Below are 19,220 nucleotides of genomic sequence, written 5' to 3'. Positions count from 1 at the left end.
GTCAAATAAGGGCTTCGGCGGCGTTGCTGCTATTCTACAGCCAGCCGAACCAGCTCTGCGGTGTTTCTAACGTGGGTTTTACGCAAAATATTTGCCCGGTGGTTAGAGACCGTTCTTACGCTCAGGTTCAGTTTTTCTGATATTTCCTGGCTGCTCAACCCTTCTACTATATAGCTAAGAATTACTTTTTCCTGTTTCGACAACGAATCTACTATGGCTGATGCCTCTTTCCTTATGGCTGATGCACTGTTTCTTCGCTCGTTCATCAGTCCGTCGATAATCATGGCCGATACAGTAGGGGGGAAGTACTTTTGCCCACCTGCTACTGTACTAATGGCTTTTAAGATTTCTTCCTTGCTGGTGTCTTTCAGCAAATAACCCATTGCGCCGTTTTCAACTGCGGATACCATGTACTCCTGATTATTATGCATAGAAAAAACAAGTGGCTTTACTGTGGGGTATTTCTGCGATATAATCCGGGTCACTTCCAGGCCTGTCATTTTGGGCATCGACAAATCAAGAAGTACTACATCTGGCTTTAGTTCTTTTATTCCCTCCAGGGCTTCGGTGCCGTCAGAGGCTTCTCCTGCAATTTCAATGTTTTCTTCTTCTTCCAGCAAATTGATAATGCCCCTGCGTACAATCGCGTGGTCATCAACAACCAACAGTTTAATTTTGTTTAGCATATTGTTTGGGTATTTTTACTATTATTTGGGTTCCTTTGGTTGGTATTGAATGGATTTTTAGCTGTCCGCCCGACAAATGTGCGCGTGTTTGCATATTAGACAGCCCATTGTTAATGGCAGATTCATTTTTTATACTTTTTGGGTCAAATCCAATTCCGTTATCCGTAATTAACAGCTCAATTTCGGTCTTGGTTTTGTTGAGCGATATGAATACTTCGGTGGCTCTGGCATGCCTCATCAGATTATTGAGCGCCTCCTGTACTATTCTGTACAGATTTACTTCTAAATTACTGCTGAGCCTAAGCGTGTCAAGATTACTTTCAAAGGTCAGTTTTATTCCGGTATTCCTTGTGGTATTTTCAGCCAGTAGCCTGATAGCAGCACCCAATCCGAAATCAGTCAGTATGGGCGGCATAAGATTGAACGACACCTCGCGGGTTGCGCCAATGGTTTCGTCTATCAATTTATTATGCTCTTCAAGTAAACGCTTCTGTTTTTCGTTTATGGGTAATACATCTTTCAGCCTTTCGCTATTCAGTTTCAGGCCGGTTAACATTTGCCCGATGCCGTCGTGCAGCTCTCTCGATAGCCTCCGGCGTTCTTCTTCCTGTCCTTCCAGCAGCGCGCCAGAGCGCACGTTGTCTTCTTTTCGTATCAGTTCATATTTTTCGGCCGTTATCTTTACAATATTCTCTTGTGCTTCCAGTAGTTTCTGATTGGCCAGACTCAGCTCAAGGTTTTTTTGTTGCAGGGCTTCTTCTGAATCAAGAAGTTTCTTTATAACCTGTTTTATGTAATGTGTAAGGGGTCTGAAAATAAGCAGGCCTTCTAAAACCAGTATGCTGATTGTTACAACAAAAAGCAGTAATTCAATATTTTGCACCCGTTTTACTCTTGCTTCTGCCTCCTGGTCATATTGAAACACAATTTTATCCATCTGGTTCAGGTACAGTCGTTCGTTCAGAAGTACCTCATCCAGTATTTTGCGCTTATTAACCGTTTTTTCATTTCCAATCAGTTCCATTCTGTTTTTTATCAACCTAAAAACCGGGTCAAGTTCCTGCAACATGGCCACGGTATGTGCTGAGTTTTTTACGGCTACTTCCTGCGAAAACTGCACGCTGCCTTTCATAAAGCCTTCGTGGCATTTGGTCCAGAGCTTCAGGGTTTCAGCAAAGTCTTTTTCGTAGTAATGGGCTTCGTCCGAAAAACGGTCGGTATTGGTAAGCAGAATGGCCATTTTAGATAAACGCTGGCTGAGCATTCGCTGGCGTCCTGCAATGTTTACTACGTGGGCGTCGTCAAGGGTTTCTTTTAATGAATGCTGAATCAGCATTTGCCCTGTAATTGAAAGAACGGCTACGGCTGTCAGAGCAAGTATGTAAAATTTTGTCAGACGCTTTGTTACCTGTCGCTCCAGTGTAGACATTTTAAAAATTTATTACTTTTTGAGATTCACCATAAAACTAATGCAAAAAAAAGTTTTTTCAGATGTTAATTCACAAATTGAGTTTAGTTTTTATCTATTATTTGCAAAAAAGTTAAACTTCTTAATAGAAATGGATTGGAATGGCACGTGATTAATAATAAATTAAGTCGAAACACACCAGTTGTAGTTAGCGTTATATTAAAATCTATTAATGCCGACTTTGAACTGATAAAAATGTTAAGACAATTTTTTTTGATAGTGCTGATTACTGTGCAAGGCCCAACCAGGGCGCAGATACAGCCGGCAGAGGTAAAAGACAGTATACACAGCAAGCCTTTAGTAGCAAAGGCATTTGCTGAAAACATCAGCGTGCGTTTGTTTAAATCGCTCAGTCATTTACCTGTTCGTATTGTGTACGATAGCCTCAATGCCGTTTTATATACCTGCAACACAGACGGCAACGTGTTCAGGATTCCGATTATTAATGGTACAGCAGGCGACGAAACGGTCTTTATTAATACAGACGAACACAAGATTAATTACCTTCAGGGAATGGTGTTTTTTGAAAATACATTAATTCTGGTAGGCAATAATAACGATTCAGAAAGCTCGGTGGGTTATGGCCTGGTAGAAAAATGTACCATCAGGCCGGATGGCTCAAAAGATTGGATTACCATGCTGGTAACAGAGGCTTACCCGTCTTCCGGTACTTTGTATGACCACGCCTTTGCCGGGGTGTGTTTGTCACCAGCTAAAGACTCATTGTATATTGCCAGCGGCTCAAGAACCGACCACGGAGAAATAAAAGACGCAGGCATATATACCGGACTGAGGGAGGTGCCTCTTACTGCCAAGATTTTCAGAATCCCGGTCAATGCTGTTAATGTATATCTACCCAATAATGACGAGGCCTTATATGCCAGTGGGTATGTTTTTGCCAGCGGCGTAAGAAATGAATTCGACATGGCCTTTGCTGGTAACGGGCATTTGTTTGGGGTAGAGAACTCTGGCGATAGAGATGACCCCGAAGAACTGAACTGGCTTCGGCACCATCATCATTATGGGTTTCCGTGGAGGATGGGTGGAAATGATACCCCAATGCAGTTTGCTGGTTTCAGGCCTGAAAAAGATAAGCTGATACCCGCAGATGCGCTAAAAAGAAATATTTTTTATAATGACGCGGCGTATCCGCAAAGACCCGGTAATGTTTTTTTTACAGAGCCTGTAAAAAATCTGGGCCCGGATGCTAACTGGCTACGGGACCCGACCAGCGGAAAAATGTACCAGTGTGCATCAATCACTACTTTTACGGGTCATCGGTCTCCGGTGGGTTTGGTTTTTGATGTTGATAGCTCTTTTAAAGCGCCTTTTAAGGGTGCCGGTTTTGTATTGGCGTATTCACCCGAGGAGGCAATTGGTGGATATAGCCCAGAACAGGACAGAGGCGGCGATTTGTGTTGGTTACAATTAATTTTTAACACCGCAGACAATAATTACCAGGTAAAGACCACCCGGCTGGTAAGCGGTTTTTTTAAGCTGACAGACGCAGAAAAAGTAGGAAATGAATTGTTTATTACCGACCTTACAGGGAAAGTATGGAGAGTTGCATTTCGCTGATTATCAGTTAATTGAAGACCTGTCTTGTTGCATTTAAACTTTAATAAGCATACTGCCTGCGGGCAATAGGCAAATTGAAAAATAACAGGTAACAAATGTTGCTTGTTTTACGTTATTAAATGGCAGCAGTACATGTCGGTGTGGCTAGTAGTTTGCCGGGGTCTTAAATCGGAATTAATTTTGGTGGGTGATTGTACCACATCTGTAAAAACAAATTACATTTGTATTGTATTCAGTTTAATTATTAAAATTTCCTGTCCGGAAACCAAGGTCATGTTTAAATACATTCTGATTTTTATTCTTCTGATAGTTTTTGTACCAGTATTCAGAAACTTTCTTTTTGAACTACTGGTGGGCAAACAAATTGCCAAGGAGCAAAAACGCTACAATGATATTATGGAGAAACAACGCGGAAAAGAAGGGGACGTAAAAGTAAAGCAAACGCCGCCAGCCGCTAAAAAGGGTGGCTACGAAGGTGGCCAGTATGTAGATTATGAAGAAATTAAATAGTTGAATATGCTTAGAAATTTTGTTACCCCTTTAGACCTGAACCGCCAGGTTAGTTTTGCTATCCTATTATTAAGAGTTGTATTTGCCGGTTTTCTGCTTACGCATGGTTATGGTAAATTACAGAGTTTCATTAATGGCGACCACGACTTCCCTGATCCTCTGCATGTTTCTCCGGTTGTGTCGCAGGTGCTTACTATATTCGCCGAGTTTTTCTGTTCTATACTTATTATTTTCGGCTTGCTTACGCGACCGGCCGCAGTTATTCTGGTAGTTTGTATGGCAGTTATTGCGTTTGTGGTTCACGGCCCAGACCCCATCGGCGATAAAGAACATGGTATTTTGTTTCTGGTTGGGTTTCTGGTAATTTTATTGACTGGCCCCGGCAGATATTCAGTTGACTCCCGTTTGTTCAGATAATAGCTGTGCTTAAAATCGCCTACGATTCTATTTATACACACCCGCTACCGGAAGGCCATCGTTTTCCGATGATGAAATATGAGCTGATACACGAGCAGTTGCTGTATGAAGGAACCTGCACGTCTGAAAATTTCTTTTCTCCTGCTTCTGTTGACCCTGAATGGGTGCTGGGCGTCCATAACAGACAGTATTTTGATGACCTGCTTAACCTCAGGATTGATGCGCGCATGGAACGCCGCATTGGTTTTCCGGTTACTGAAAGGCTCGTTCAGCGTGAACTGATAATTACTCAGGGAACCATTGATTGCTGTCAGTATGCGTTTGAATATGGAGTTTCAATGAACATTGCCGGAGGTACGCACCATGCGTACGCCGACAGGGGAGAGGGTTTTTGCCTGCTGAACGATGTGGCTGTGGCTTCAAATTATCTACTTGCCCGGCAACTGGCGAAGCAGATTCTGGTGGTAGACCTCGATGTGCATCAGGGCAACGGAACGGCTGTTATTTTTGAGAATGAACCACGGGTATTCACTTTCTCTATGCACGGTAAAGAGAATTATCCGCTTAAAAAAGAGCGTTCAGACCTTGATATTGAATTGCCCACCTACTGCGAAGACACCCATTACCTGAATCTTCTTTTCGATACCCTACCCCGATTGATAGATGAAGTAAAACCACAATTTATCTTTTACATTTCCGGTGTAGATATACTGGCTTCTGACAAGCTCGGTAAGCTAAGGGTATCAATGGAAGGATGCGCCCGCCGTGATGCCTTTGTTTTTGAGCAGGCATGGAAACACAAAATCCCGATTGTGGTTTCTATGGGAGGAGGATATTCACCACGCATTGCAGATATAGTAGAAGCACACTGCAATACTTTCAGGCTGGCTGAGAAGCTGTTTTTCTAATAGAATTTTTGCCAGAGCCAATGGGGCTTTGGCTTTTTCTGTACATTTGCCCAAAATAAGTTGCGTTATTTTAAAATCCCGGACTACCAGTCCGGGCTACGTCTACCACCATGCTAAACCTTGCCCAGTACATAGACAATACCTTATTGAAACCTACAGCTACCGAAATGGATTTCAGGAAGTTGTGTGAAGAAATTTATCAGCACCGGTTTTATGCTGCCTGCGTGCCTCCGCATTATGTGTCTTTTGTAAAAGATATTTTGGTTTACAGTGAGGCTAAAGTTTGCACGGTAATTGGTTTCCCACTGGGTTATAACGCAACAGCCACCAAGTTGGCTGAAGCAGAAAAAGCGCTGGCTGACGGAGCCGACGAACTGGATATGGTCATGAACATCAATGCCTTTAAGTCGATGGCCTATATCACGGTAAAAGAAGAGATTAAGGCATTGGCAGAGCTGGCCCATAGTCGCAACGCTGTGTTGAAAGTGATTATAGAAACAGCTTATCTGGACAATTTTGATTTGAGTATTGCTTGTGAGATTTGTGAAGAAGCCGGGGCTGATTTCGTAAAGACCTCCACAGGGTTTGCCCCCAAAGGCGCAGATTTGGAGCAGGTGAAAATCATGAGACAACTACTGCCTGAAAATGTAAAAATAAAGGCATCAGGCGGTATACAAACTTATGCACAAGCCGTGGCCTTTATAGAAGCCGGAGCGGCTAGATTAGGAACATCATCAGGCGTTGCTATTCTGAAGGGATTAGAGGGAATGGGAGGGTATTGAAGAATGAATGTTTGTGGAACCGGAAAATAAATTTTTAGCCTTCTTGCATCATCAATTTCAGAAATCTAGTATTTTAGTGAAAGCAAATAGTGCTGAATTTATCTGATTGCTATATGTTCGAACAGGAAATTAAAGCCCAGATTAAAAAGTTTAAGCGTGGCGCTACTTATAACGAAGTAAAAGCCGAATTAAAAATGGAGCATGCTGATACAGATGCAGTGCTGATTGTTACGCAGGCGTTTAAAGAATATAAAAGAGGCAAGGCTAATAGATTGATTCTCTATGCCATTGCAGTAGTCATTTTTACTGCATTATATGCTATATTTTATGAGCAGTTAAAGCCTATTAGATGGATATTCGCAAGCATTATCTTTGTGGTGGCTTTGGCGCAAGGGGTGTATCTGAAATACCAATACAGCAAAAGTAAGTAAAGATTACTTTCACCTCTCCGGCAAATGTACTTCTGCCATCATGCAACGGGCCGAGCCTCCACCGCAGGTTTCAATGATATTTAAGTCAAAGTCCAGTATATCGGCGTATTCACTTAATTGGTATTTTTGCGCTTGTGTAAGGGACTCGCAGGCTTTGGTAGACATTACCAGAAAACGATGCTCTTTCTGATTTAGCACAAACAACATATTGCCAGCAAAGGCATTCATCTGCTCAAGGGTAATCTCAATTACATTTTTGCCTGTGCTTTCCAGACTTTCTTTTACCATCAGCCGTTCGTCAAGGTCTTTAATGGCTTGCAGGCAAATCACGGCAAAGCTATCGCCGATGCACATCATTACATTGGTGTGGTAAATCTCTTTATCGTTCGCATCTACAGCACCAAACTTCACAATCTTGTAGCCATTCATTTGTTTTTCCCAGGCTGCCAAAACCTCTTCGTTGGTACGCGGTGAAATACAGGCATAAGCAATGCGGTGCATGCGGTCTAGTACCAGGCTGCCGGTACCTTCCAGAAACTTACCCTCCTGCTCAAAGTTGGTCAGGTCTATAATTGTCTCAACATGGTATTTGGCACTCAAATCATCAATAATATCAGTTCGTCGTTCCAGACGACGGTTTTCGGCCTGCATGGGGTACAGGCACACCTTACCGCTATGGTGAAACGACACCCAGTTATTAGGGAAAATACTATCGGGGGTATAAGGCGTGGGAGTATCTTCATATACAATCACATTCACGCCAATGGCACGCAAACGGCTTACCATTGCATCAAATTCTTTCAGTGCGTTTTCTTGTGTTAAAGCCAAATCTAACGCCTGTGCGTCGGTATCCTGAAAAGCATTACTTTCGGCAGTTTGCAGATTAAAAGCAAAGTTGACAGGGCGAATCATCAATATGTTTGAAGTTGCTTGAGCTTGCATAGTAAGTTTATTGAGTGATTTAGTGAATGAGTGATTAATTAATTACAAATGGTGAATTGCGAATTAGTGAATAGTGAAGCATAACGACCAATTACGTGCATCAGAATTTCTTTTGCCCTTCGGCACAAATATTGAATCAATTCAAATGGTGCAAGCTTAGGATAAAGTTCATAATCATTCACCACTCGCTAATTCATTATTCGCGATTACCATCACCGCAGCGGCAATCACTCATTCACTAAATCACTCAATAGGCTTTCACGCCAGTTCCAGTTCTTCCAGTTTTACGCGGTGGCCTTCCAGAAAAAGTCTGATTCGGTTTGAGGCTGTTTCCAGTTCTTCTGCAGAGGGCAGAAACACAATCCGGAAGTGGTCGCCTTTGCTATAATTGAATCCGGTACCAGACACCACCAGCACTTTTTGTTCTGACAGCAGGTCGAAAACAAACTGTTCGTCGTCTTTCAGCGTAAATTTCTTCAGGTCAATTTTCGGGAACAGATACAAAGCCCCTTTGGGCTTTACACAAGTTATGCCCGGAATATCAGTAATGCGGTAATGAATCAAATCGCGTTGTTTACACAGGCGGCCTTCAGGCGCAACGAGGTCGTTGATACTCTGGTAACCACCCAGTGCAGTTTGTATGGCATATTGTGTAGGCACATTGGCGCACAAACGCATACTGGCCAGCAGATTAAAGCCCTCTACAAAAGATTTTGCCTTTTGTACAGCACCGCTCAGTATTACCCAGCCACCACGGAAACCCGCCGCACGATAGTTTTTAGACAAGCCTCCGTAGGTCATAATAAATACGTCGTCGGTCAGGGTAGCAATTGGTATATGCCTGTTGCCGTCGTAGAGTATTTTATCATAAATCTCGTCTGAGAAGATAATCAGGTTATGCTCAGCAGCCAGTTTTACAATGCCTTCCAGCACTTCGCGGCTATATACGGCACCAGTAGGGTTGTTCGGGTTTATAATAACAATACCTTTGGTTTTGCGGGTTATTTTACGCCTCATATCTTCCAGATCCGGGTTCCAGTCAGACTCTTCGTCACAAACATAATGCACCGGCTTGCCACCTGACAGCGCCACCGAGGTGGTCCACAACGGATAATCAGGCGATGGGATAAGGATTTCGTCTCCCTCGTTTAGCAATGCCTGCATGGTCATTACAATCAGCTCACTAACGCCGTTGCCAATAAAGATATCGTCAATGGTTACACCATGTATGCCAATCTGCTGGGTGTAGTGCATAATGGCCTTACGTGCCGGAAATATACCCAGATGATGCGAATACCCCTGTGCATTGCGGATATTCATAATCATATCGTGCACAATTTCGTCGGGTACATCAAAGCCGAAAGGCGCCGGGTTACCGATGTTCAGATTAATGATTTTTTGCCCCATGGCTTCCAGTTGCTGTGCTTTATCAAACACAGGGCCACGGATGGCATAACTCAGGTTATTAAGACGGTTACTTTTATTGATTTGTTGCGACATACTTACGGGCGATAAATACTACACAAAAATATAGAAAATTTGTGCGTATGGAAGTTAATTGTAATAAAAAAGGTCGGTGAGTATGCGCTCACCGACCTTTTTTTGTTTTTCATTGCTTATTCGTGAAGTTTTTCCAATAATTTTTTATTGAAATTCTGCTCGGTACGTTTCAGCTCAGCATATTGCTTGGGAGTAATGGTTTTTAATAATTTACCCATGTATTCTTCTTCCAGCTCTATTTCTTTCTTTTTATAGGCAATTGCCTGTCTTTGAGAAGCGGTAATTTTATCGTCGGAGGCGGTCAGTGAATTGGCCTCATCAAGCGTTTTTTTAATGCTTCGGCGTAGCTCAAACTTCTTGCTCTGGTATTCGTTATAGACCGACCAGAACTGAGGAGCCTGCTCTGTAGTAAGATTGAGTTTTTCTGTAATTAATCCTATTTTGGCACTTTGGATTTTCTCAAACCTGTCGCCGACCACGCCATGACGGTTTTGCGAAAAAGAAAGCATAGGTAATGCCAGAATAATTATAAGGATATGTTTCATAAAGTTTGTTTGTTCATTAGGAATGGCAGAGGGCAAATAACTATCAGATATCTTCGATGTCCTGACTTTCAAGATGCTCGCGGATGTCAGCTTTGTTAACTCCGAGATTATCAATAATTCCGGTTTCAATTTCTTTAGGCAAAGCCTTTTCGGTAGATGACGCCACTTCGTATTCCAGATAGCTCAGGTCTTGCGAAGCCAGATAATTGTTAATGTCTTCTTTGCTTAGTTTGTTAAAAGCCGCTTCAGATTCTGACTCTGAAAACTGAGGCACCGCAAACCCCAAGCCAACCATTAGCACCAGGCTGGCGGCGGCTGTCCAGACCGTACGGCTTTTTTGCCACCAGTTTACCTGTATGGTTTTAGTTTCTTTAGCTGTCTGGCGCATAATGCGTGCCGGAAGCGCATCAAAGTAATTGGCTGGTACTTCAAAAATATTCTTCTTCTCAATGCTTTGCAGTCGCGCATCGGCGGGTATTGTTCCGGCTGCATTTTCAAAATAGCCATCAGGTACTTTAAATATGTTTACTTTCGGCAGGTTTTCCAATTGAATAGCCTGTGTTTCGAGATGGGTAATGCGACCCATGATTCTTGACGAAAGCGTATCAAAATAGTTGGCGGGTACGGTCATCTGATGCCCTTTAGCAAAACTTACAGCCGGCTCTTCTTCTTCTTCAATGCTCACCCTATGCCAAATAACCCCAGGCAAAGCGTTAAAGTATCCTTCTGGTACTTTAAAAACATTGGTTTTGGGTATGTCTGCTATTTTGATAGAATTTTTCATCACATTTTCATAAGTCGGTGAGTTCAATTGTTATTTATAACCTTTTAAGATTTTAGAATTGTGTTTTTGACAAGTCAATTTTTAAAAGGTTTAAATAATCAGGATTCTTTATTTAAAAATTCTTCAATTTTTTTTACTGCCAGGTGATATGACGCCTTCAAAGCCCCTACAGATGTGCCTGTTATTTCGGCAATATCTTCATACTTCAGGTCGTCGTAATATTTCATATTAAACACCAGCCTTTGCTTGTCGGGCAATTGAAGCAGGGCTTTTTGAAGTTTTAATTGAATTTCATCGCCCGAGATATAATCTTGCGACACCGCGCTTTCAAGCGTGTTCAGCAGGTCAGTGCTGTCTTCGTTTTCAAGCGGCACATGATTCTGTCTGCGTTTTTTCTGTAAGAAGTTTAATGATTCGTTGGTGGCTATCCTGTATATCCAGGTGTAGAGTTGGGCGTCGCCTCTGAAATTCAGCAAGCCCTGCCAGATTTTAATGAAGGTTTCCTGAAGCACATCGTCGGCGTCGTCGTGGTCAATCACCATTTTACGGATATGCCAGTAAATTTTTTGCTGATATTTTTTTATCAGCATTTCAAACGCATGATTACGCTGCTCCGGATCTTGTATTAAACCGACTAACTCTTGATCGGAAATCTGCATTTTTACGGATTATTGGTTTATTTGTTATTTTCAGCAAACCCACCACTACCCATGTTATACGGGTTGCGGTGGGTTTAACTTCCTATTCTAACAAACAACCTGGTGGTTTTATTGTTTTCGCTGAATTACTTTTAATGCTTTCTCTATAATGTTTTTAGCAGAAAGACCATATTTTTCCATCAACTGAGCTGGCGTGCCTGATTCACCGAACGAGTTATTAACGGCCACGTATTCTTGCGGAGCCAGGAAGTTTCTAACCAGTGTTTGAGCAACGGCATCACCTAAACCGCCGTTAGCCTGGTGTTCTTCGCAGGTAACCACACATCTGGTTTTGCGCACACTCTTTAAGATAGCTTTTTCGTCTAAAGGTTTAATGGTATGTATGTTGAGGATTTCGGCGCTGATACCCTGTGCTTCCAGTTGCTCTGCTGCCTGAATGGCTTCCCAAACCAGGTGGCCGGTAGCAACTATGGTTACATCTTTCCCCTCACTTACCATCCATGCTTTACCAATTTCAAAAACCTGGTCGGGTGCTGTGAAAACAGGCACAACCGGACGGCCGAATCTCAAATAAACCGGACCCTTCCAGTTAGCGGCAGCTATGGTAGCAGCTTTGGTCTGGTTAAAATCGCAAGGGTTTAGTACGGTCATGTTTGGCAATGAACGCATCATGGCCAGGTCTTCCAGAATCTGGTGCGTGGCGCCGTCTTCACCCAAGGTAAGACCCGCGTGCGACACCGCAATTTTTACGTTTTTATCTGAATAAGCAACCGACTGGCGAATCTGGTCATATACCCTGCTTGAGCCAAAGTTGGCAAAAGTTGTAGCAAAAGGTATTTTGCCGCCAATAGTAAGCCCTGCGGCTACGCCTATCATGTTGGCTTCGGCAATACCACACTGAATGAAACGCTCAGGGTTTTCTTTAATGAAAGTATCTATTTTCAGAGAGCCAACCAGGTCGGCACAAAGCGTTACTACATTTGGGTTGGTTCGGCCTAACTCGGTCATCCCGGCACCAAAGCCCGAACGTGTGTCTTTTTTCTCGGTAAAAGTGTATTTTGTCATAACGATGTTATTCTTTAACTATGAGTTCTACTTAATGATTGTAACTTATTAATAAAATACTTTGCACTCGGGCAATTGGGATGGTTAGCAGCGTTTTCTATTGAGAAACCATTTCGAATGAAATTATCTGCAAATTTAAGTTTTGCATATCTTCCATATCCCCTACCGGTTATTCTTAACAATTCTCTTCTAATTGTTTCAAAAGGATTTACTTCGTTCTCAGGGAATTCGAAAAAATACTCTGGTTCGCAAATAATACTCATTGTTATGGAATCTGCTAAGAACCAAGCCTCTACTTGCTTAACTGAAACTATTAAAATTTCGTCTACTAAAGGTGATATTCGATTTTTAACTGAGGTGATACTTGTAGAATTGTCCAAATCAGTTATAATTAGTACAATTTCCGCATTGTTGTCTTTTAAGTTGTCTCTATGTCTTTGAATATTATGCGGCAATAAATTGCCATTCCCCTCAGCATTAATAATTGGCTTGACACATTCAATTTCAAATCTTTGCAAAAGATTTTGAAAATTAGGCGACTCAATCAAAGCTTTTTCTACATCACCTTCACAAATAAAACCCACTTTTACCAAGGTATCCCACCTCCCAAGGCATTGGTCAAAAGTGCTTCATCAGCAGGCATCCCATAAAAAGCTCCTGCTTTGAATTGTTTTATCTTAGTTTCACCATTTACCTTATCGACAATTATCATTTCCTCTTCTTTTAATTGAGAAACTAAAGTTTGGGAATGAGTATTAATCCATATATAATGGCCTTTCTGTTCGCAGGCATCCCTGAAAAAATTCACAAACTCTTTTACTACTTTAGGATTTAAGCCATTTTCCGGTTCTTCGATACAAAGGAATTGGGGTTCATCAGATTGCAATACAGCAGTCAGCAAGCATAGGATATAAAATGTCCCATTAGATATTAAATCTTTGCCAAAAGGTTTTTCATAATACTTTTGGTAAATCAATAAATCTTCACTGCTGCTGAATTCACTTTTGCGAACTTCGATATTTTTGAATTCAGGGATAAATAACTCAAGCCATTCTGTTATTTCTTCCTTTATATTTTCAATTTCCAGTAATCTTTTAAGAACTTTTTCAAGATTACTTTCCGATGAATTCCAAGAATTATTTAACCTTAAATTTCCATTATTTTTAACTTTGTCAATCTGTTGACCAATAAATAGTCTTGAAAACGAGTTGAAAACATTGTTGTTTATATCAACAGACTTTATCTCCTTAATTATTAAATCATAATCAATCAAAAGTCTGATATCTCTAAATTCTTCAATAATTTCAATCGAAATCGGTTCGACATTATTGTTAAAATTAAAAACATTAGATTTCCCACCATAACTATCAATTACCTGAGATGATATTGTTTGATTATTTTTGTTTCCATAAGTTGCTCCAAATAATGAAAATGTCCTCATAAACTCCAAAGCCTCAAAAATATTAGATTTACCGCTTCCATTGGGGCCAACGAAAACGGTAAAAGGATTCGGCTCGTTGATGGTTATATCAACAATCGATTTGAAGTTCTTAATATTCAGAGACTTTATTTTCAAAGCAATATGATTTATCAATAATCCCCAATGGTGCCGGTGTTTACCAGCTGGTCTAGCGCTACTTTCAGTTGTTCATCATTTGGTGCTACACCATGCCATTTGTGGCTACCCATCATGTAATCTACTCCGGCACCCATTTCTGTTTTGAGCAAAATCATGATTGGTTGTCCTTTGCCTGTCAGGCGTTTAGCTTTACGAAGCCCCGCCACTACCTGATCCATATCATTACCGTCTTTAATATCTATTACGTTCCAGCCAAAAGCCTTGTATTTGGCTTTCAGGTCGCGGTTGCTCATTACTTTTTCAGTAGGGCCGTCTATCTGCTGGCCGTTCAAGTCTATCACGGCAATCAGGTTGTCCAGCTTGTGGTGTGGGGCGGCCTGTGCTGCTTCCCAAACCTGGCCTTCCTGTTGCTCGCCGTCACCCATCAGGCAATAAACCAGATTTTTGTCGCCGTTCAGGCGTTTGGCCAGTGCAGCGCCAATGGCTACAGACAAGCCCTGGCCTAACGAACCAGAGGCCACACGTATACCCGGAAGGTGCTCGTGTGTGGTAGGGTGCCCTTGCAGCCTTGAATCAATTTTACGGAAAGTTGCCAGTTCTTTTACGTCGAAATACCCTCTGCGGGCCAGGGTGGAATAAAACACCGGCGAAATGTGCCCGTTAGAAAGAAAGAAGAGGTCTTCTCCGGTACCGTCCATATTAAATGAAAGATAGCCGCCTTTACCTTTTCTGTTATTGATTTTCATTTGCTGGAAATATAGCGCAACAAATAAATCAGCGCAGCCTAGCGAACCGCCCGGATGGCCGGACTGGCAGGCATGCACCATTCTAACAATATCCCGGCGTACTTGTACCGCAATTGCTCGTAATTCTTGGTTCTGCATTTAAAAGATTTATTAAGTGTCAAAAAAACAATTAATACAAATATAGCTGAGAAATTTAAAAAAAAATGCTTTTGTATTAATTTTTACAAAAGTACATAATACATCTTGGTTTTTAAATAGATGCAAGGCGCAATACTTAGGTATTTATAGCTGATACTAAAAAACGCCAGGTATGAATGATGACACCCGTTTCATATATCTGGCATATTCGGGCTTGGTTACGGCCAGCCGTTTCTCAAGCAATGCCACACCAGAAACCCTCACGAGCAGGAAGGTCATCAATAAAGGGCTGAAAACATACAGAAACTGCCCGGTGGTGCAGGTAAACAGATAATAGCCCCACCATTGCAGGGCGTCTCCAAAATAATTAGGGTGTCTGGTAAGCCCCCAAAGGCCGGTTTGTAGAACTTTGCCTTTGTTTTCGGGCTTTTTTTTGAAGGTGGCCAGTTGCCAGTCGCCGATAGACTCAAACAAGAAACCAACCGACCACACGGCAAGCCCCAGATAATCGGTCAGCTTTAAAGATGTAAAATTAGATGACATGGCCGGTGCAAACAGCGTAGACATAACCCAGAGCAAAAAGCCCTGCAGCATAAAAACCTGAAAGAACGATACCAGCGGCCATTTACTGCCTTTTTCTTTCCTCCATTCTTTGTACCGGTAGTCTTCATCTTTTCCTATGTTTCTGGAAGCCAGATAAAGCGTAAGCCTTACACCCCACACAGTAACCATAATGCAGAACACCATTGAACGGTGGTCGTGAAGGCCCATGTATGCCCGATAGAACCACGCCATAGCCATAAAACTGAATCCCCAGAAAATATCTACAATAGCAGTGTTTTTTAAAACCAGACTTATTACCCAGAGAACCGTAAAAAACGGAATAACAGCAACCAGACTTTGCCAGAAAGGGTAATTTTGGAGCATGAGTATAACGGCCATAATTATGGCAGCCAATAGCAAAACAATACGTTTCATCATTTCTTTGATTTATTTAAGTATCTGCTGTGCGTGGTTTTTTGATTCTACCTTTTCTATAATTTCTTCAATAATGCCGTTGGAATCAATGATAAAAGTAGTACGAAATACCCCCATGTACTTTCTGCCATACAGTTGCTTTTCGCCCCATACGCCAAATGCTTTAGCTATTTCATTGTCTGTATCGGTGAGCAGGTCAAATGGCAGGTCATATTTTTTTATAAAATTCTGATGCGTTTTCTGTTTGTCTGCGCTAATACCCAACACCACATAACCCTGCGCCAGTAAAGCCTGGTAATTATCTCTTAAATTACATGCCTCAGCGGTGCAGGTGGGTGTATTGTCTTTCGGGTAAAAATATAAAACCACTCTTTTACCAATATATTGGCTCAGGCTTACTTCAACGCCGTTTTGATTTTTTGCGCTTAGCTCCGGAGCCGGACTTCCTTTTTGCAGGTGCATGTCTCTTTCTCGATTTTTGTAATTGTTGTTTTTTCTGTTTTACGTATTCTTCAATGTTGGTTTCATACGAAGCTACATTGCCCACGTTATCTGTTACTTCCAGTCTTAAATTGCCACTGAATGTCTGGGTTTCATTTAGCCTTATCGACCATATCCGGCCATTTTTGTATTCATAGTCCATCAGCACCCACTGGCCATTTACATAGCAATTGAATGATTTTATGCCTGAAAGGTTATCTGATATAACAAAGCTGAGATAGGTGGAGTCTATCTGCGAAGGCCTGATGGAAGGTGCCTGGTTGTCTGCCAACAACTGGAAATCGCCCAGGCGCCTGGTTTTAAACTGGATTGCATTGCCTATCCAGACACCCCCCAGATACGAGCGCCCGTTGTTAATATCATATACGCTTGTTTTAGGAGAAATCGACATGCCCGAGGGTGTCCAGAGCACCGTCAGCATATCTTTCAGCGGAATTTTCTCTGTGTTAATTGTCAGGCGTGTACCCATTACCGAAGTGGTCAGGTAAAGCGTATCATATAGCGCATTCGTGAAATCGAGTTTCAGGTTTGGCTCGGCATAAAACTGTCCGAACTGAGGCAGGATTTCTTTCTTGATGCCCAGGAATGCCGAACTGTTATCTACCTGCACGAAGTCGGCAATGCCGCGGTTCAGGTCATGTAAATAAACGGCATCTTTATTGGCCTTGTAAGATAAGGGCAGCCTGGTAGGTACGCCTTTGTTTTGCAGCACCGCAAACGGTGCCGTGGTGTTTTTTGCCCTAACCATCAGCGTGTTTTCGGTAATAGAGGTAGAAATATTACCAGAAAAATTGCCTTCTTCCGATTCCGAGGCTCCTTCGGGGGTTTCCTGCAGTACAGGCGCTTCGCCCTGAATAGCAAACGTCAGAACGGTAGTATTGCCGTAGCTGTCTTTAACTTTCACATAAACACTGTGCAACTGATTGTCGTTAATAACAATCCTGCCCTTGTTTTTATCGGTTTGATACACCGTTATCCGGTTACCATCAGCTACATAGCATTTCTGAACACGCACGCCGTTGGTTTGAGATAAATCATAATCAATATGCACGTTAATATCTTTTGAAACATCAAAAGGCATTTTTTCAAGATTCAGCTTATAGGTGCTTTTGCCGTCTACCTCCACTTCCAGTTCGGTGATTCCCATTCTGAAAGGTGATGTCTGGCTGCGGTCGTAGGTGTTAAGTTCCAGGCCGATGATTCCCTGGGCTTTTACGGTGGCAGTCAGCACATAATCGCCTGAACTGGTTCTTTTGGGTGTCATAGAAACCCGGCCGAATTCGCCATTCACGCGTGAGTAGGCGTTCAGTGTTTTCAGAATAACCTTTTCAATTACCGGCGGCTGAGAATCTTCTACCTCTGCAAAACCGAATAAAAGTGGATTGATGGCGTTTTCAAGTGCATCGCGTATCTCAAAATGCAGGTGTGGCCCACCAGAAGCCCCGGTGTTACCTGAAATACCAATTACCTCGCCTTTTTTTACTTTTAGCTCATTAGGCCCGGGTGTTAGCTCAATTTCCCATACTTTCTGGGCGTATTCACGACCGCGAAGATACGCTTCTATGGCAGGATTATAATTTTTTAAGTGGCCATAAACGGTAGTAAACCCATTAGGATGCGTTATATACAATACATTGCCGTAGCCACCTTTCATGACCCTGACACGCGACACGTAGCCATCGGCGGCGGCGTAAACATTATAGCCTTCTACAGCACCGGTGCGGATGTCGAGCCCGGCATGAAAGTGGTTGGTACGCAGGTCGGCAAATCCTCCCGAAAGCGAAGCCTGTTTACCCGGCTCAATCGGAAACATAAAGTAGCCCTTCGGGTAATTATCGCGGTTGTTACTGTTGTCTTTCTGTGCATAGCTCAGGCAGGTGTCAGACACCAAAGCTACAATCAGTAACAAAGTACTCAGAATTCTCTTTAATATGATAGAATGTAGATGCATCTTCATGTAAGGATTTGAGTGGATTCAGGCACCATTGGGCCTTAAATAGAAAGAATAAACAAATGAACTGCCGGTGTGTTCCCCTGACCGGAATACTGGCAGCAAGCAATTGTCCTACGGCTATAAATGTAAATTCACATAAATAGAATTTTACTGTATATTTCAGAGCCGCAATGCATCCGCATACAATGGCATTAACGCTTCAGATAAAAATGCACTGCGTCTCAGGCGGCTTTACTTTACATCAAATTCGAGCATTTTTTCTCCTTCAATAAAGGCGCTTAACTTGTCGCCTACTTTAACGGGTCCTACACCTGCCGGCGTGCCGGTAAAAATAATATCTCCTGTTTTTAGCGTAAAATATCTTGATACAAAGGCTATGATGTTGTCAAAAGAGAACAACATCATAGACGTATTGCCCTGCTGGCGCGTTTGTGTTTCTCCGTTAACGTCTGTTAGGTCTAAACTGAAATTAAGGTTCTGTAAATCTGCATATTTAGATTTTGATACAAACTCAGAAACCGGAGCAGAGCCGTTGAATCCCTTGGCCAGGTCCCAGGGTAAACCCTTTGCTTTTAACTTTGCCTGTATGTCTCTGGCAGTAAAATCAATTCCTATGCCTATCTCGTCATAGTATTTATGGGCAAATTTTTCCTCAATATTTTTTCCCATTTTGTTGATTTTTAACACGATCTCAACTTCATGATGAATATCCTGAGAAAAATCAGGGTAATAAAAAGACTCTCCGTTTTTTAAAATAGCAGTTTCCGGCTTGGTAAATATAACAGGTTCGTCGGGGCGTTCGTTATTTAGTTCCTTGATATGTTCAGCGTAATTACGACCGATAGCGATGATTTTCATACATTAAAGACAGGCCTCAAAGATTAAGTATTGATTGAGCGTAATGATTTTTTCTGTACTTTTGAGGCGGATAAAAGTTTAGAATTTTCGCAAAAATAGGGAATTTTCATAGTTCAGCAGCAGATAATGGCCTGATTTTTTAGTCTTTATCTGAAATTCTTCTTTTGTGAGAACCGGGAATATTTTGAGAA

The 19,220-nt window shown here is 42.1% G+C and carries 21 protein-coding genes; 6 read left to right on the top strand and 15 right to left on the bottom strand.

Annotated features, from left to right (window positions below; genetic code table 11):
• Window positions 1–29 precede the first annotated feature (29 nt).
• Both C0V77_RS07695 and C0V77_RS07690 read right to left on the bottom strand, forming a co-directional pair.
• Complete coding sequence (locus C0V77_RS07695) at window positions 30–686, bottom strand: response regulator transcription factor (protein WP_101725759.1); 657 nt, start codon at window positions 684–686, stop codon at window positions 30–32.
• Window positions 670–2,115 carry an ATP-binding protein gene (locus C0V77_RS07690; RefSeq protein ID WP_101725758.1) on the bottom strand — a complete coding sequence of 482 codons (1,446 nt, stop codon included), beginning with the start codon at window positions 2,113–2,115 and terminating at the stop codon, window positions 670–672. Before C0V77_RS07690 ends, C0V77_RS07695 begins: the two co-directional genes overlap by 17 nt.
• 234 nt (window positions 2,116–2,349) lie before the next feature.
• On the opposite strand from C0V77_RS07690, the gene C0V77_RS07685 reads away from it, so the two are divergent.
• From C0V77_RS07685 to C0V77_RS07660, 6 genes are all read left to right on the top strand, one after another.
• A complete protein-coding gene (locus C0V77_RS07685) occupies window positions 2,350–3,732 on the top strand; it encodes a hypothetical protein (RefSeq protein ID WP_101725757.1) in 1,383 nt (460 codons plus the stop codon).
• Window positions 3,733–4,005: 273 nt separating this feature from the next.
• Window positions 4,006–4,242 carry a DUF4834 domain-containing protein gene (locus C0V77_RS07680; RefSeq protein ID WP_101725947.1) on the top strand — a complete coding sequence of 79 codons (237 nt, stop codon included), beginning with the start codon at window positions 4,006–4,008 and terminating at the stop codon, window positions 4,240–4,242.
• 6 nt (window positions 4,243–4,248) lie between these two features.
• Entirely contained in the window at window positions 4,249–4,659 is a 411-nt protein-coding gene (locus tag C0V77_RS07675) for a DoxX family protein (protein WP_101725756.1), read from the top strand.
• Between the two features lie 5 nt (window positions 4,660–4,664).
• A complete protein-coding gene (locus tag C0V77_RS07670) occupies window positions 4,665–5,567 on the top strand; it encodes a histone deacetylase (protein ID WP_101725755.1) in 903 nt (300 codons plus the stop codon).
• A 110-nt stretch (window positions 5,568–5,677) separates the two neighbouring features.
• Window positions 5,678–6,349 carry a deoxyribose-phosphate aldolase gene (gene deoC / locus C0V77_RS07665; protein ID WP_101725754.1) on the top strand — a complete coding sequence of 224 codons (672 nt, stop codon included), beginning with the start codon at window positions 5,678–5,680 and terminating at the stop codon, window positions 6,347–6,349.
• Between the two features lie 113 nt (window positions 6,350–6,462).
• On the top strand, window positions 6,463–6,780 hold the full coding sequence (locus C0V77_RS07660) for a hypothetical protein (RefSeq protein ID WP_101725753.1): 318 nt from the start codon (window positions 6,463–6,465) through the stop codon (window positions 6,778–6,780).
• Between the two features lie 9 nt (window positions 6,781–6,789).
• Here the strand turns inward: C0V77_RS07660 and ctlX are convergent, their stop codons facing one another.
• The 13 genes from ctlX to C0V77_RS07595 form a co-directional block, all read right to left on the bottom strand.
• The gene (ctlX, locus tag C0V77_RS07655) at window positions 6,790–7,722 is read right to left on the bottom strand and encodes a citrulline utilization hydrolase CtlX (protein ID WP_101725752.1); all 933 of its coding nucleotides are present in this window, start codon (window positions 7,720–7,722) and stop codon (window positions 6,790–6,792) included.
• A 258-nt stretch (window positions 7,723–7,980) separates the two neighbouring features.
• Window positions 7,981–9,222 carry a pyridoxal phosphate-dependent aminotransferase gene (locus C0V77_RS07650; RefSeq protein WP_101725751.1) on the bottom strand — a complete coding sequence of 414 codons (1,242 nt, stop codon included), beginning with the start codon at window positions 9,220–9,222 and terminating at the stop codon, window positions 7,981–7,983.
• Window positions 9,223–9,338: 116 nt separating this feature from the next.
• Window positions 9,339–9,767 carry a hypothetical protein gene (locus tag C0V77_RS07645; protein WP_229236229.1) on the bottom strand — a complete coding sequence of 143 codons (429 nt, stop codon included), beginning with the start codon at window positions 9,765–9,767 and terminating at the stop codon, window positions 9,339–9,341.
• Window positions 9,768–9,810: 43 nt separating this feature from the next.
• Entirely contained in the window at window positions 9,811–10,551 is a 741-nt protein-coding gene (locus tag C0V77_RS07640; RefSeq protein ID WP_101725750.1) for a hypothetical protein, read from the bottom strand.
• Between the two features lie 98 nt (window positions 10,552–10,649).
• Entirely contained in the window at window positions 10,650–11,210 is a 561-nt protein-coding gene (locus tag C0V77_RS07635) for a sigma-70 family RNA polymerase sigma factor (RefSeq protein WP_390890892.1), read from the bottom strand.
• Between the two features lie 108 nt (window positions 11,211–11,318).
• Window positions 11,319–12,275, bottom strand: a complete 957-nt coding sequence (locus tag C0V77_RS07630; RefSeq protein ID WP_101725749.1) for a transketolase family protein — start codon at window positions 12,273–12,275, stop codon at window positions 11,319–11,321.
• Between the two features lie 14 nt (window positions 12,276–12,289).
• The gene (locus C0V77_RS07625; RefSeq protein WP_143706031.1) at window positions 12,290–12,859 is read right to left on the bottom strand and encodes a hypothetical protein; all 570 of its coding nucleotides are present in this window, start codon (window positions 12,857–12,859) and stop codon (window positions 12,290–12,292) included.
• A gap of 2 nt (window positions 12,860–12,861) precedes the next feature.
• Window positions 12,862–13,851 (bottom strand): AAA family ATPase, encoded by a 990-nt coding sequence (locus tag C0V77_RS07620; RefSeq protein WP_101725944.1) that lies wholly within the window; start codon window positions 13,849–13,851, stop codon window positions 12,862–12,864.
• Between the two features lie 14 nt (window positions 13,852–13,865).
• Window positions 13,866–14,738: a transketolase gene (locus tag C0V77_RS07615; RefSeq protein WP_101725747.1), complete on the bottom strand. Its 873-nt coding sequence runs from the start codon at window positions 14,736–14,738 to the stop codon at window positions 13,866–13,868.
• A gap of 156 nt (window positions 14,739–14,894) precedes the next feature.
• A complete protein-coding gene (locus tag C0V77_RS07610; RefSeq protein WP_229236228.1) occupies window positions 14,895–15,719 on the bottom strand; it encodes a DUF1295 domain-containing protein in 825 nt (274 codons plus the stop codon).
• A gap of 9 nt (window positions 15,720–15,728) precedes the next feature.
• The gene (bcp, locus tag C0V77_RS07605) at window positions 15,729–16,178 is read right to left on the bottom strand and encodes a thioredoxin-dependent thiol peroxidase (RefSeq protein WP_101725745.1); all 450 of its coding nucleotides are present in this window, start codon (window positions 16,176–16,178) and stop codon (window positions 15,729–15,731) included.
• Window positions 16,117–18,174 carry a M23 family metallopeptidase gene (locus C0V77_RS07600; protein ID WP_101725744.1) on the bottom strand — a complete coding sequence of 686 codons (2,058 nt, stop codon included), beginning with the start codon at window positions 18,172–18,174 and terminating at the stop codon, window positions 16,117–16,119. Before C0V77_RS07600 ends, bcp begins: the two co-directional genes overlap by 62 nt.
• A 228-nt stretch (window positions 18,175–18,402) precedes the next feature.
• Window positions 18,403–19,029, bottom strand: a complete 627-nt coding sequence (locus tag C0V77_RS07595; RefSeq protein ID WP_101725743.1) for a fumarylacetoacetate hydrolase family protein — start codon at window positions 19,027–19,029, stop codon at window positions 18,403–18,405.
• Between the last annotated feature and the right edge of the window lie 191 nt (window positions 19,030–19,220).

It is taken from the genome of Emticicia sp. TH156 (assembly GCF_002855535.1).
GTDB classification, from domain to species: domain Bacteria; phylum Bacteroidota; class Bacteroidia; order Cytophagales; family Spirosomataceae; genus Emticicia; species Emticicia fluvialis.
Note: the sequence above shows the minus strand (reverse complement) of the source record. Positions and strands in the feature narration are given on the sequence as shown.

Excerpts from the sequence above, each read along its gene's own strand:
- C0V77_RS07645 (WP_229236229.1), bottom strand. The coding sequence starts at position 9,767 with ATGAAACATATCCTTATAATTATTCTGGCATTACCTATGCTTTCTTTT.
- C0V77_RS07630 (WP_101725749.1), bottom strand. The coding sequence starts at position 12,275 with ATGACAAAATACACTTTTACCGAGAAAAAAGACACACGTTCGGGCTTT.
- deoC (WP_101725754.1), top strand. The coding sequence starts at position 5,678 with ATGCTAAACCTTGCCCAGTACATAGACAATACCTTATTGAAACCTACA.
- C0V77_RS07675 (WP_101725756.1), top strand. The coding sequence starts at position 4,249 with ATGCTTAGAAATTTTGTTACCCCTTTAGACCTGAACCGCCAGGTTAGT.
- C0V77_RS07600 (WP_101725744.1), bottom strand. The coding sequence starts at position 18,174 with ATGAAGATGCATCTACATTCTATCATATTAAAGAGAATTCTGAGTACT.
- C0V77_RS07660 (WP_101725753.1), top strand. The coding sequence starts at position 6,463 with ATGTTCGAACAGGAAATTAAAGCCCAGATTAAAAAGTTTAAGCGTGGC.
- C0V77_RS07650 (WP_101725751.1), bottom strand. The coding sequence starts at position 9,222 with ATGTCGCAACAAATCAATAAAAGTAACCGTCTTAATAACCTGAGTTAT.
- C0V77_RS07695 (WP_101725759.1), bottom strand. The coding sequence starts at position 686 with ATGCTAAACAAAATTAAACTGTTGGTTGTTGATGACCACGCGATTGTA.
- C0V77_RS07595 (WP_101725743.1), bottom strand. The coding sequence starts at position 19,029 with ATGAAAATCATCGCTATCGGTCGTAATTACGCTGAACATATCAAGGAA.
- C0V77_RS07610 (WP_229236228.1), bottom strand. The coding sequence starts at position 15,719 with ATGATGAAACGTATTGTTTTGCTATTGGCTGCCATAATTATGGCCGTT.
- C0V77_RS07685 (WP_101725757.1), top strand. The coding sequence starts at position 2,350 with ATGTTAAGACAATTTTTTTTGATAGTGCTGATTACTGTGCAAGGCCCA.
- ctlX (WP_101725752.1), bottom strand. The coding sequence starts at position 7,722 with ATGCAAGCTCAAGCAACTTCAAACATATTGATGATTCGCCCTGTCAAC.
- C0V77_RS07640 (WP_101725750.1), bottom strand. The coding sequence starts at position 10,551 with ATGAAAAATTCTATCAAAATAGCAGACATACCCAAAACCAATGTTTTT.
- bcp (WP_101725745.1), bottom strand. The coding sequence starts at position 16,178 with ATGCACCTGCAAAAAGGAAGTCCGGCTCCGGAGCTAAGCGCAAAAAAT.
- C0V77_RS07680 (WP_101725947.1), top strand. The coding sequence starts at position 4,006 with ATGTTTAAATACATTCTGATTTTTATTCTTCTGATAGTTTTTGTACCA.
- C0V77_RS07690 (WP_101725758.1), bottom strand. The coding sequence starts at position 2,115 with ATGTCTACACTGGAGCGACAGGTAACAAAGCGTCTGACAAAATTTTAC.
- C0V77_RS07635 (WP_390890892.1), bottom strand. The coding sequence starts at position 11,210 with ATGCAGATTTCCGATCAAGAGTTAGTCGGTTTAATACAAGATCCGGAG.
- C0V77_RS07615 (WP_101725747.1), bottom strand. The coding sequence starts at position 14,738 with ATGCAGAACCAAGAATTACGAGCAATTGCGGTACAAGTACGCCGGGAT.